The sequence below is a fragment of the Halopolyspora algeriensis genome, assembly GCF_003337235.1.
Lineage (GTDB): Bacteria > Actinomycetota > Actinomycetes > Mycobacteriales > Pseudonocardiaceae > Haloactinomyces > Haloactinomyces algeriensis.
In genome coordinates this window covers 149,549-162,220 of the sequence record NZ_QPJC01000009.1, presented here as the reverse complement: position 1 = coordinate 162,220, position 12,672 = coordinate 149,549, and the positions used below count along the sequence as shown (strand labels likewise).

The following is a 12,672-nucleotide window of genomic DNA, read 5'->3' as shown; positions in this document are numbered from 1 at the left end:
TCAGGCGTGGGGATGCTGCGCGTAGGCGGCGCGTCCGATGGCGGGGTCGATGCCCCAGGTCGCGGCGTACCGCTCGTGCACGTCCGGCCAGGCGGCGAGTGCGGCGGCTTCGCTCATCGTCTGGCCGGCCACGAGGGCGTCGAGGCGGGCGAAGCAGCGGTCCCAGCCGGCGGCGGTCAGTGCGGCTTGGTCGCGGTCGGTGAAGGTGTGGGTGAACGTGAGCACGCACCCCTGGTCGGCGGGCCGCAGCTCGAACCGCAGTGTCCCGTCGCCGTGCCAGGAGCCGATCAGCACGTGTGGTGGCTCGCTGTGGCGGATCTCGAACTCGCCGGGGAACCAGTGGCGCAACTCGTCGGGCTCGGTCAGGGCGCGCCAGACTCGCTCGACGGGCTGGTCGTAGCGGCGTTCCAGGCGCAGCACCGGGCCGTCGTCGAGGGCGAGTCCGCGAAAGTCCAGGCCGGCGATGAACGCCCGCCCCGGAGCGGGGTCGAGCCCGAACTCGGCGGCGTAGCGCTCGTGACGTTGTCCGATCGGCTGGTGGGCGCGCTGCTCGGACAGCTGTTCACCGACCAGGTGCGCATCGAGCTGGTCGAAGTAGCACTCCCATCCGGCGGCGGTCTGCGCTGCCGGCACCGTCTCGTCGAAGACGTGGGTGAACACGAGCGCACAGCCCGCACCCTCGGAGCGCAGCTCGAACCGGAACAGCTGGTCGGCGAAGGTCCAGGCGATCACGTGCGGCGGATCGAGTTCGGTGATCCGTCCGGTCTGACCTCCCAGCTCGAACACCTCGCCCCTCTCCGGGGTCCAGTCGGCGGCAGCGGGCATCCAGCGTGCGAGCTCGGCCGGGTCGCTGACCGCCCGCCACACCCGCTCGACCGGATGAGCCAGGTGGCGCTCGAAACGCAGCGCAGGGTAGCCGTCGATGGTTTGCAGGATCGCGGTCATTGCGGGTTCTCCTCCAGGTAGCGTTCCAGTGCGTCGAGGCGGTCGGACCAGAAGGCGCGGTACGGCGCCAGCCAGTCGTCGACCTCGGCCAACGGTTCCGGGCACAGTCCGTACCAGCGCCGCTGGGCGTCATGGCGCACCGTCACCAGACCGGCCTCGCGCAGCATCCGCAGGTGCTTGGACACCCCGGGCTGACTCAGCCCCAGTTGGTCGGCCAGCTCACCCACGACACGCTCGCGAGTGCGCAACAGGTCCAGGATCTGTCGACGATGCGGGTCGGCGAGAACGGTGAAGGCGGTGGCCATGGCATTAATATGCTCTTGTAGTTATATAGCTGTCAAGAAATTTAACCAATCATGCGATATCCACGCCGCCCCCGAATTTTCAGCGGGGTCCAAGCCCCGTGCCACGGTGCGGCCGTTCTCAGCAGAGGCGAAGCACCTGCTCGGGCAAGATCTGCGAGAGGTGCTCTGCGGCGGCGACTGGCCGGGCACGGCCTGGTGTCGCCGGGTGCGCAACCGGTGCTCGGTGCTGCGACGTGGGAGAGGCAGGTTCGGCTCGGGGACCGATGAGTTCTCAGTTCTCGGCTGGTCTGCCCGTGATGCGGTTCGAGCTATGACGGGCGGGAGGCAGTCGCCATGACGGAGGACACGGCGCGGCAGCAGGGGTGGTCATCGGAGCAGTCCACCGAGCTGCTTGTGCGTGCTCGTGGTGTCGATCTGGGTGTGGAGACGTTCGGCGAGCCGGCCGATCCGCCGGTACTGCTGGTCGGTACTTCGATGCTGACCTTCCACGATGATTTCTGCCGGCTGCTGGCAGCGGGTTCGCGGTTCGTGCTCCGCTACGACCTGCGCGACACGGGGCGCTCCACGATGGTGGATCCCGACGCTCCGCAGTACACGCTGCGCGATCTGGTCGCCGATGCTGCCGGGCTGCTCGAGGCGCTTGAGGTGCCGCGTGCGCATGTGGTCGGATTCGGGGTCGGTGGCTGGATCGCTCAACTGCTGGCGCTGGACTACCGCGACCGGGTGGCCTCGCTGGCGTTGATGGCTACCCGGCCGACCGCGCCCGGGCCGGCTGATGCGGACCTGCCCGAGCACGCGCCGGAACTGATGGCGTATCTGAGCAGCGCGGCCGAGCCCGACTGGTCCGATCGCGATGCGGTTGTCGCGGCCATGGTCGACTGGGGACGCTGCTGTGCGGGTTCTGGTCCTTTCGAGGAGGTCTCGGTGCGTGAGCGGGCCGGCCGGATCTTCGATCGTGCGGTCGCGGCCGCACCACCGGGGGCGGATCCGCGTGCGGTGCAGCGCGCCAACCAGCTCGCGAGCACGTTCGCGGCCCTGGACTGCGGGCCGCGGTGGCGGGAGCATCTCGGTGCGATCACCGCCCCGACGCTGGTCCTCCACGGTGAGCAGGACCCGTTCTTCCCGATCGGCAACGGCGAGGCACTGGCCCGCGAGATTCCGGGCGCGGAATTGCTGCGGCTGGCGGGGACGGGTCAGGAGCTGCCTCGCCGAGTGTGGGACACCGTCGTGCCCGCTCTGCTGCGGCACACCGCTGCCGGTTGAGACAGTGGACGGGAGCACTTGCTCCGTCCTGTGTTGACTGTTCGGTTCCGTACCAGGTCGGCATCGAGGAAGACCGGCCTCGCAGGGCCCGGCCGAACTGGTCAGCGCCGGCCGGCGTCGTGGCACTCGTAGCGCTGGCGCCGGGTGTTGGATGCCTGAGAGCGGTGCTCGTGCCGAACGTGGCCGCAGGTAGGTGCCCGGAGCTGTCACCGATCCGGTCGCACCGGAGCATGAGTGCGCCCGAATCGGTCTCGATCAGTGCGGCTCCTCCCGTACCCGGCCGTCCGGGTCGACGACGACGACATCGATGCCGCGGGCGTGGAACGGGGCCGTGGCGGCGGAGTCGGCGGCGGTGTCGGTCACGAGGGTCCAACCGGGGCCGAACGGGGCATGTGCGTGGAACGGGTGGTGGCCCAGCTTGGCTGCGTGCACGAGGACGTAGGTGTGCTCGGCGCGTTGGCCCATGAGTTCCTTGAGCCGGGTCTGTTGCAGGTCTGCTTCGCAGATGCCGTGTTCGGCGGTCACTCCGTCGGCGCCGAGGAAGGCGCGGTCGAAGGTCATGCGTTCCAGAGCAGCCTCCGTGAGTGATCCGACGAAGCCCTGGCTGAGGGGCCGCAGGGTTCCTCCGAGGCATTCCACTCGCACGTTGGTCGCCTGGGCCAGTTCCTGCAGCACCGTCAGGCCGGTGGTGACAACGGTCAGGTCCCTTCTGGTGGCGAGTTCGCGAGCAAGGGCGCCGGTGGTCGTTCCCGAGTCGAGCAGGATTGTTTCGCCCGTGCGGACCTGGTCGGCGGCCCAGGTCGCGATCGAGCGTTTGGCTTCGAAGGCCTGTCCGCTGCGTTGGCGCAGTGAGGTTTCGTGGTGAGCATCCAGTGCCATTGCGCCGCCGTAGGTCCGTGCGAGATGTCCGGCGGACTCGAGCTGGGACAGGTCGCGGCGGATGGTCGATGCGGTCACCCCGAAGGTGTTCGACAGTTCCTCGACACTGGTCAGTCCGGAGGTGCTTGCCAGTCGCAGGATGGCAGCACGGCGGTCCCGTGCTCCACGGGGCATCGTTGCCTCCTGGGCTCGTCAGGTGTCGGCGGAGAGTTGCGCGGCCTGGCGGAGGGCCTCGATCATGCTATCGGCGGTCGCAGTGCCTGTGCCTGCGATGTCGAAGGCGGTGCCGTGATCGACCGAGGTTCGGATGACCGGCAACCCGACCGTGACGTTCACGCCCGCCTCGATACCGAGAACTTTGACCGGCCCGTGTCCCTGGTCGTGATACATCGCCACGATCAGGTCGTACTCGCCGCGCGTGGCGAGGAAGAAGGCGGTGTCGGCGGGAAGTGGTCCGCGCACGTCGATGCCGTCGGCCTGGAGCTTTTCGAGGGCAGGGGTGATCTGCTTTTCCTCCTCGCCATAGCCGAACAGGCCATTTTCGCCCGCGTGCGGGTTGATCCCGCAGACCCCGATCCTCGGGTGCGTGATCCCGGAGTCCCGGAGCGTGTGATTGCCGCGGCGAACGGTTCGCTCGACCAGGCCGGGCTCGATCGCGGCGACGGCGTCGAGCAGACCGAGGTGTGTGGTCACGTGGATGACGTTGACGGTGGGCGTGGCCAGCATCATCGACACTTCGTCGGTGCCCGTGAGATGCGCGAGCAGCTCGGTGTGGCCGGGATAGGTGTGGCCTGCCGCGTGCAGTGCCTCCTTGTTGAGCGGCGCCGTGCAGATTCCCTGCACGACGCCACGGGTGGCGAGTTCGCTGGCCTTCCGGACGTACTGGTACGCGGCCTCACCCGCCGACGAGGAGACGGCCCCCCAGGGGAGGTCGGCGGGCAGGAGTTCGAGATCGACAACGTTGATCCGGCCGGGGGCGAACACCGCGTCCGCAACCGATTCGATCGCGACGATGTCGGTGCGCAGCCCGAGGATCTCGGAAGCCCGACGCAGTCGTGCGGCGTCGCCGACGACGATGGGTCGGCAGCGCGACGCGGTGGCGTCGTCGACGAGGGCGCCGACGGTGACTTCGGGGCCGATGCCGGCTCCGTCGCCCATCGTCACGGCGATCACGGGGGTGGTGGACACGCTGCTCACTTGTTCAACCTTCCATTGACGTCGGTGGGGCGCAGATGTTCGACGATGCGGATCAGACTGTCGGTGTCCCCGAAGCTGCCGGGGCGGGTGACCACGGACGTTCCGCTCGGGGTGCGGCTGTGCACGGCACCGTGGTGGATCTGGGCCATCGGGGTGAGGCTGGTGATCGCCAGCGCGTCGAGCGCGCGGCGCGCGGTCTCACCGCCGGTGAGGACGAGATCGACCGGACGGTGGGTGCGCTCGACCGCTCGCGCGACGGTGGTGGCCAGTCCCTGCACGAGGTTCCGTGCGCGGGCGGCGCCGACCTGCTCGGGTGCGTCGATGGTCAAGGCGGCCGGTCCGCGTTCGAGCGCGGTGAGAATCCGTGCGAGGTCCGCATCGCGGGGGCCGCGGTCGATGAGCTCGCCTGCGTCGCAGGTGACGGTGCGTACCCCGCTTGCGGCCAAGGTGCGCACCTGGTCGGTGGCGCCGGGATCGGCGGTGCCGACGACGACGAGCAGCTGATGATCGGTGTTGCTTGCCGGGGCAGAGGGGCTCTCGGGCAGGTGCAGGCTGCGGCCGAGTGCGGCGGCCAGTCCGCCGGCACCGATGAGTCGAGCACCGGACAGGTTCGCGGCGGCGACGATCTCGTCGAGGTCGGAGTCGGTTCTGCTGTCGCAGATCGGGATGTCTCCGGTCTCGGCGCACGCGGCCAGCTCCGTGGACAGCCGTCCCGAGCGGACCGTCTCCAGCGGGATGCTGCGGCAGGGCAGTGGGTGGAACAGCTCGGCGACCGTGGCAGGTGGGTTCGTGTGCTCGGCCTGCCATGCGCCGGTCTCGTGCAGCGGAACCTCGTGCACGTGCAGCACACCGTCGACGACGGTGCGCCCGGCCGCGGGCAGCGCGGGGGCGACCACCACGGGGCGGGTGCAGGCGTTGCGCACCGTGGTGCCGGTGTTGCCGCGGAGCAACGAGTCGATCTTGAAGAAGACCTGCGGGTACCGGGAGGCGTGGTTCTGCAGAGCGGTGCGGGTGAGGTGTGTGGCTGCGGCGCTCGGCATCGCGCGGGAGTCGAGGTCCATGACCAGCACCGAGTGCGCATTCTGCGCAGTGAGCTGGTCGGGAGTGCGCACGAGTTCGATGCGTGCGGTGTGTGCGGGCGAGTGCAGGCAGGCGGCGGTCTCCGCCGCTCCGGACAGGTCGTCGGCGAGAGCGAGAACCCGGGGATGGGGGTGGGTGCTCACGTTCGCTTCCTCCTGATCCGGTCCGGACGGGCAAGTTCTGACCTGCTGTGGTGGCGATGTGCCGACGGTGACTGCCGCTCCATGATTGCGCGAATCACGCTATAGGTATTGCGCGAAGTGCGCAACAGTGTCAGGGTGATCGGCACAACACGGCCCGGGTGGTCGCCACTGTGTCGAAGGAGTCGCTCATGACCGTTGTGCCGGAAAGAACGCTGCCCGGTGTCGCCGTTCCCCTGTCGCCTCTGGTGCTCGGCACGATGACGTTCGGAGACACCGTCGACTCCGCCGGGGCGGCGCGCATGCTCGACACCGCGCTGGACGCCGGGATCTCCGGGGTGGACACCGCCAACGGCTACGCCGGCGGTGCCACCGAGGAGATCCTCGGCAAGCTGCTGCCGACGCGTCGGGACCGGATCGTGCTCGCGACCAAGGCCGGCATGCCGCATCCGGACGCCGGAGAGCATGCACCGCTGTCGCCCGAGGGGCTGCGCGCGAGCGTCGACGGCAGCCTCGTTCGGCTGGGCGTCGAGCAGATCGACCTGTTGTACCTGCACCAGCCGGATCGGAAGACCCCGCTGTCCGAGACGCTGGCGACGATCGCCCGACTCGTCGACGAGGGCAAGATCGCCGCGCTCGGGGTGTCCAACTTCGCCGCCTGGCAGATCGCCGAAATCAACCACTGCGCCGACGAGGTGGGCGCGCCGCGGCCTGTCGTCGCTCAGCAGCTGTACAACCTGCTCGCCCGTCGCATCGAGGACGAGTACGCCGAGTTCGCGGAGACGACGAACCTGCTGACGATGGTCTACAACCCGCTGGCGGGAGGTCTGCTGACCGGCCGCCACAGTTTCGGACACACACCGTCGTCCGGTCGTTTCGCCGATTCCCGCCTGGCGGAGATGTATCGGAAACGCTACTGGGACGAGCGGTTGTTCGACGCCGTCGAGCAGCTCACGCGCGTCGCGGACGACGCCGGAATCACGCTGGCCGAGTTGTCACTGCGCTGGCTGCTCAGCAAACAGGCCACGGCAGCGGTCCTGCTCGGAGGTTCCACGGTCGAGCACCTGCTGGCGAACGTCACCGCGATGTCCTCGGGTCCGCTGCCGCCGGACGTCCTCGACGCGTGCGACGCCGTGGGTGCGTTCCTGTACGGACCCATGCCCGCCTACAACCGCTGAGACTCGTCGAGAGGGAGGAACTGCTATGGCCGCTGCCGAGTTCGCGAGCACGTTGCGCGCCCGCGAGAAACTCATCGGCTACTGGGTTGTGCTGGATGCGCCGGTGGCCACGGAACGGATCGCCCGGCTGGGGTATGACTACATCGCCGTGGACGGCCAGCACGGTCTGCTCGGCTATTCCGGGATTCTGAACGCCATGATGGCCGCCGATGCCGGTGGCTCCTCGGTCGGTCTCGTCCGTGTCGAGGCCAACGAGGCCGGCGTGATCGGTCGCGCCCTGGATGCGGGAGCCGCCGGAGTCATCGTGCCGCTGATCGACACGGCCGCCGACGCGGCCGAGGCCGTCGCCGCGACCCGCTATCCGCCGCGCGGGCGACGCTCCTACGGCCCGATGCGTGCCGGGCTCCGGATCGGCCCACGACCCGCCGACACCGACAACAGCACGGTGGTCCTCGCGATGATCGAGACCCCGCAGGGACTGGCGAACGTGCGCGAAATCTGTGCGACCGACGGCCTCGACGGCGTCTACGTCGGCCCGTCCGATTTGTGCCTGGCCCTGGGCGGCGAATATCCCGGCGATCCCGCCGTCACCGACGCCTTCGAATCGGCCGTCGCCACGATCCGCAAAGCAGCCGAAGACGCCGGGATCGCAGCCGGTATCCACGTCCCCCACGGGGAACTCGCCGCGCAGCGCCTGGCTGAGGGCTACACCTTCGCCAGCGTCGCCTCCGACCTCGTGCACCTGGAGCAGGCCGCCATGACTCACCTGAAGGCGGCGACCTCATGAGCGAATTGACGACCGACGGCGTGCTCCGCGCCACCGACGACCCGTACCGCCACGACGCCTTCCTGCCCGCACCGACTCCCCAGTCGCACGCGGCGAACCTGATGCCCCTGCCCAGCGGTGCTCTTGGCTGCGCCTGGTTCGGCGGCACCCAGGAAGGGCTGCCGGACATCACCATCTGGTTCTCGCGACTCGGCTCCGACGGGGTGTGGTCCGAGCCGGTGCGGGTGTCGTCGGACCCGCACCGCTCCGAGCAGAATCCGGTCCTGTTCCCGCTGCCGAACGGGGCACTGTGGCTGCTCTACACGGCCCAGCACGCGGGAGATCAGGACACCGCCGAAGTGCGCGTGACGAGCTCCACCGACGAGGGACGGACCTGGTCTGCCGCGCGCACCCTGATCCCCGCCTCCGAGGAGTGCGGCGTCTTCGTCCGCCAACCTGTCGTGGTCCTGGAGTCGGGCCGGTGGCTGCTGCCGGTGTTCCACTGTGTCCGCCCGACGGCGGGCAGGTGGCGAGGCGACCACGACACGAGTGCGGTGCTCGTCTCCGACGACCAGGGCGCGACCTGGCACCACCACGACGTCCCGCACAGCACAGGGTGCGTGCACATGAACGTCGTGCCACTCACCGATGGCACTGTGCTCGCCCTGTTTCGCCGGCGCCAGGCCGACGCCATCTACGAGAGCCGCTCGAGCGACGGAGTGCACTGGAGCGCCCCGGCACCGACCGAGCTGCCGAACAACAACTCCTCGATCCAGGCCACGGCACTGCACGACGGTCGACTGGCGCTGGTGTTCAACGCCAGCAGCGCCGAGGACGCCACCGCACGCCGCGCCTCCCTGTACGACGAGATCGACGGCGATTCGATCACCGAGCCCTCGGCCTCGGAGGAGCCCGCCGGTGCCGCGTTCTGGGGTGCTCCCCGCGCGCCGATGACACTGGCGCTGTCCTCGGACAACGGACACACCTGGCCGGTCCGCCGCGATCTGGAGGTCGGCGACGGCTACTGCTTGACCAACAACTCCCGGGACGGCTTGAACCGCGAGCTTTCCTACCCCTCGATCACCCAGGCCGCCGACGGTGACCTGCACATCGCGTTCACCTATTTCCGCCAGGCCATCAAGCATGTGCGCATCGCCCCGGACTGGGCGGGCCTGTAAGCAACGGCATCGCAATGGAGCAGCCATGCGTTTCGATTCCACCGAAGAAGTCCCGTCCACAGCACCAACCGCCGGGGCGGCAGCGTCCGGTGGCCCGCCGAGTACCTTGCCCGGCTACCTCAAGAGCCTGGGGCCGGGAATCGTCGTGGTCATGTCGTGGTTGGGAACCGGGGACTTCATCAGTGCCTCGGTTTCCGGATCCATGTTCGGATATGCACTGATCTGGACTCTGCTGATCGCGGTGCTATCCCGCTACTTCATCGTGTCGTCGATGTCGAAGTACCAGCTGTGCAACGCTGTCGGCGACGAGACGATCATGGACGGCTACGGGCGTGTCTGGAAGGGCTTCCCGATCTACATCGGAGCGACGACCTGTGTGCTCGGATTCGTGTACGTGTCCTTTCTGCTCCTGGCCGCAGGCACCGCGCTCGATCAGCTGTTCAACGGCCTGATCTCGTTCGGCAGCTGGGGAGTCCCGTTCTGGGCTGCGGTGACCATCGCGATGGCTTTTTGGCTGGCTTCCCGCAGGAAGGGCCATTTCCGAGGTTTGGAGATCGTCGCCCAGATCACCATGGCCGTTCTCGTGGGCTGCTTTCTGCTGGCACTGGTCGGCACCGGCCTGGACGTCGGGAAACTGTTCGGGGGTCTGCTGTTTGAACTGCCGCCGGGCGAGGCCGGCTACATCACTGCCGTGAGCACCGCGGTCGGACTCATCGGTGCCGTCGGCGGATCGGCCGCCAACCTGCTCTACCCGTACCTGATGCACGAAAAAGGTTGGCGTGGCCAGGAGTACCGGAAGATGCAGCGGCTCGACCTGCGGTTCGGGACGCTGGTGATGTTCGGGCTCGTGCTCGCTGTCTGGGTGGTCGCAGCGGAAACCCTGCACGGAACGGGCGAGGGGGTGTCCTCGGCCGATGGCCTGGCGAACATGATGGACGAAGCGATCGGTCCGGCGGGGCCGCCCATCATGTGGTTCGCGGTCTTTTTCACGGTGTTCAACAACATCGTGACGCAGCCGCGCGTGTTCGTCCGGATGCTCATCGAATCGGTCCACAAATCGCGTCCCGCCAGGGTGGAGCGCATCAGGGTGAAACGCGACGTGGCCGGAGTGCCGGACAAGGAGATGTTCTCCTACGACCCGCTCTTCTGGGGTCTGCTGACCGTCATCATGACGGTGCCGATCGTCTTCTCGATGCCGTCCATGCCCGGAATGGTCGTCATCACCCTGCTGGGGAACTCGTTCAACGTGTTGACCGTCCCCGCGATCATCATCGGTCTGATCGTCATGACCTCACGACGCGACCTGATGGCGGCGGGCCATGCCAACAAATGGTGGGAGACCGCGATCCTCGTCGCGATCGGAGCGGTCGGCCTGTGGGCCACATACGAGCTCGGTGTCAGCGTCGTCAGCGCGATCACGGGAGGGTAGACATGCCGACCGGTTGTCTGCCCGTGCCGACGGGAGCCGGCGCAAGCACGAACAGGCCGGACGAAAGAGCCCGTGAGCTCCGTGCCGGAACAGCCGCACCCGCCACGATCGGGACACCACTGCGGCGAAGAGCATCCCGGCCGTCGGTCTGGTGGTGGATGGCTGGGGAACCGGCGTCAGTCGGCACGGATCCTCCCGGATGCACTGGCGAGGAAGCGGAAAACCTCGTCCGCGAGGGCGACGGGCATGGTGCTCGTCGCCCTCGCACGCTGGCCCCTCCTGGAAAGCAGTCGGCCTGTGGCCCGGGCGGGGAGTGCGGGTTCGTGCAGCGTGACCACACCGACCTGGATCCAACGGGGCCCGCGGACTGCGCGGCGGTGTCGATGTGGTCTCCCCTGTCGTCTCCGTTCGGTCCCGTGACCGAGAAACCCGAATGTTCACTCTTTCGTGGTTCGCGGATCAAGGTGGGCATGGCGTGATGGGACGTGCCCACCGTGTGTCGGTGGGTGGATGGCTTCAGCGATCTACGGAGGCAGCGCATGTCCGATCCCACCAGTTCCTCCTCGTCTGCTCGGTCGGCGTCCCGCCGGCAGGTGTTGCTGGCCGGCACCGCCGGTGCGGCCGCACTGGGCGCCTCAGCGCTGGGCACCTCGACAGGGTGGGCGAGCGCGCCCCGGGGCCGAGGACCGATCTCTGATCCGTTCCGTCTCGGGGTCGCCTCCGGTGATCCGCTGCCGACTGGTGTGGTCCTGTGGACCCGATTGGCTCCCGAGCCCTTGGCCGAGGACGGCCGTGGCGGAATGCCGGACCGGCCGGTGGCGGTGCAGTGGCAGGTGGCCGCCGATGAGCATTTCCGCGGCGTGGTCGCCGCCGGCACCGAACTCGCCCGCCCGGAGGAAGCGCACTCGGTGCACGTGGAGGTGGAGGGGCTGCGCCCCGACACCGAGTACTTCTACCGGTTCCGCGTCGGTGCGGAGATCAGCCCGGCCGGGCGGACCAAGACGGCGCCGCAGGCCGGTGCCCGACTGGATCGGTTCGCTTTTGCCATCGCCAGCTGTCAGGCGTGGTATCACGGCTATTTCAGCGCCTACCGGCACATGGCCACCGAGGATCTGGATGCGGTGTTCTTCCTCGGCGATTACATCTACGAGTACGGCATCACCGAGGAGAACCTGTGGCGCCACGGGGCCTCGGTCGGGCCGGCACACGGTCGGGAAACCAAGACCTTGGCGCAGTATCGGCTGCGCCATTCCTTGTTCAAAACCGACACCGATTTGCAGGCCGCGCATGCGGCGTTTCCGTGGGCGATCGTTTTCGACGATCACGAGGTGGAAAACAACTGGGCCGATGAGATCTCGGAGAACAACGACGCCCCGCAGAGGTTCCTGCGACGCCGCGCCCGGGCGCTGCAGGCTTACTACGAGCACATGCCGCTGCGCCGCAGCCAACGTCCACAGGGACCGGATGTGCAGCTGTATCGTCGGCTGACCTTCGGTGATCTGATGGACTTCTACCTGCTCGACACCCGCCAGTACCGCAGTGACCAGGTCGGCGACGCTCACCGGGCCGACCCGAACCGCACCTTGCTCGGTGACCGGCAGAAGGCCTGGCTGCGCGAGGCGGTGGCCGGGCCGACCGCGCGGTGGAATGTGCTGGCCCAGCAGGTGTTTTTCTCCCAGCGCGACTTCGTCGCCGGGGCGGACACGAACTTCAGCAACGATGCCTGGGACGGCTACGCCGTCGAACGCAACGAACTCCGCGACCACCTCGCCGCTACCGCCTCCAACCCCGTGGTGCTCACCGGCGATGTGCACGCCAACTACGTCGCCGACGTCAAGGCCGATTTCAACGATCCCGGATCGGCCACTGTGGCCACCGAACTGGTCGGGACTTCGATCACCAGCGGCGGTGACGGTCAGCACCAGCGTCCCGGTGACCAGGTGCAGCTGCAGGAGAACCCGCACATCACATTCCTCAACCGCCAGCGGGGCTATGTGCGCAACATCGTCACCCCCACCGAGTGGACCGCCGATTTCCGCACCGTCGATTACGTGACCCGCCCGGGCGCGCCGGTACGCACCCGCGCGAGCTACGTCATCGACAACGATCGGCCGGGTGCCCGGCCCGCCTGAGCCACCGACCGGGCCCGGCACGGTCGAGGAGCAGTACGCGATCCGACTCTGCTGCGTGCGCAGGACATCGCGCAGGTGCGGTGTCCCAGCGTGCGGTGTCGGGGAGATCGGTCTTCCGGCGCGTGGCGATCAGATGGCCAGAAGGAGGATCGTGGTGGCTCGCACTCGGGTCCGGTGGGC

Annotated in this window: 11 protein-coding genes; 6 read left to right on the top strand and 5 right to left on the bottom strand. The window is 68.4% G+C overall.

The annotated features are described in order from the left end of the window. Both DFQ14_RS21905 and DFQ14_RS14830 read right to left on the bottom strand, forming a co-directional pair. Complete coding sequence (locus tag DFQ14_RS21905) at window positions 1-945, bottom strand: SRPBCC domain-containing protein (RefSeq protein ID WP_141921330.1); 945 nt, start codon at window positions 943-945, stop codon at window positions 1-3. After that, entirely contained in the window at window positions 942-1,250 is a 309-nt protein-coding gene (locus DFQ14_RS14830) for an ArsR/SmtB family transcription factor (protein ID WP_114453874.1), read from the bottom strand. The genes DFQ14_RS21905 and DFQ14_RS14830 overlap by 4 nt, the downstream gene beginning before the upstream one ends. A gap of 333 nt (window positions 1,251-1,583) precedes the next feature. Here DFQ14_RS14830 and DFQ14_RS14825 point away from each other — a divergent pair, with 333 nt between their 5' ends. Beyond that, entirely contained in the window at window positions 1,584-2,513 is a 930-nt protein-coding gene (locus DFQ14_RS14825; RefSeq protein ID WP_114453873.1) for an alpha/beta fold hydrolase, read from the top strand. Between the two features lie 255 nt (window positions 2,514-2,768). Here the strand turns inward: DFQ14_RS14825 and DFQ14_RS14820 are convergent, their stop codons facing one another. From DFQ14_RS14820 to DFQ14_RS14810, 3 genes are read right to left on the bottom strand one after another with little or no spacing between them, the layout of a single operon-like run. Further along, window positions 2,769-3,566, bottom strand: a complete 798-nt coding sequence (locus DFQ14_RS14820; protein WP_114453872.1) for a DeoR/GlpR family DNA-binding transcription regulator — start codon at window positions 3,564-3,566, stop codon at window positions 2,769-2,771. Between the two features lie 18 nt (window positions 3,567-3,584). Next, window positions 3,585-4,550: a 4-hydroxythreonine-4-phosphate dehydrogenase PdxA gene (gene pdxA / locus DFQ14_RS14815; RefSeq protein ID WP_114453908.1), complete on the bottom strand. Its 966-nt coding sequence runs from the start codon at window positions 4,548-4,550 to the stop codon at window positions 3,585-3,587. A 35-nt stretch (window positions 4,551-4,585) separates the two neighbouring features. Further along, window positions 4,586-5,812: a four-carbon acid sugar kinase family protein gene (locus tag DFQ14_RS14810; RefSeq protein WP_114453871.1), complete on the bottom strand. Its 1,227-nt coding sequence runs from the start codon at window positions 5,810-5,812 to the stop codon at window positions 4,586-4,588. A 188-nt stretch (window positions 5,813-6,000) separates the two neighbouring features. Between DFQ14_RS14810 and DFQ14_RS14805 the strand changes: the two genes are divergently transcribed. The 5 genes from DFQ14_RS14805 (at window position 6,001) to DFQ14_RS14785 (ending at window position 12,492) form a co-directional block, all read left to right on the top strand. Beyond that, window positions 6,001-6,987: an aldo/keto reductase gene (locus DFQ14_RS14805; protein ID WP_114453870.1), complete on the top strand. Its 987-nt coding sequence runs from the start codon at window positions 6,001-6,003 to the stop codon at window positions 6,985-6,987. A gap of 25 nt (window positions 6,988-7,012) precedes the next feature. Further along, window positions 7,013-7,774: an HpcH/HpaI aldolase family protein gene (locus DFQ14_RS14800; RefSeq protein ID WP_114453869.1), complete on the top strand. Its 762-nt coding sequence runs from the start codon at window positions 7,013-7,015 to the stop codon at window positions 7,772-7,774. Beyond that, the gene (locus tag DFQ14_RS14795) at window positions 7,771-8,931 is read left to right on the top strand and encodes a sialidase family protein (RefSeq protein ID WP_114453868.1); all 1,161 of its coding nucleotides are present in this window, start codon (window positions 7,771-7,773) and stop codon (window positions 8,929-8,931) included. Before DFQ14_RS14800 ends, DFQ14_RS14795 begins: the two co-directional genes overlap by 4 nt. 25 nt (window positions 8,932-8,956) lie before the next feature. Further along, complete coding sequence (locus DFQ14_RS14790; RefSeq protein ID WP_246195624.1) at window positions 8,957-10,360, top strand: Nramp family divalent metal transporter; 1,404 nt, start codon at window positions 8,957-8,959, stop codon at window positions 10,358-10,360. Between the two features lie 539 nt (window positions 10,361-10,899). Further along, entirely contained in the window at window positions 10,900-12,492 is a 1,593-nt protein-coding gene (locus DFQ14_RS14785; protein WP_114453867.1) for an alkaline phosphatase D family protein, read from the top strand. The last annotated feature ends 180 nt before the right edge of the window (window positions 12,493-12,672 follow it).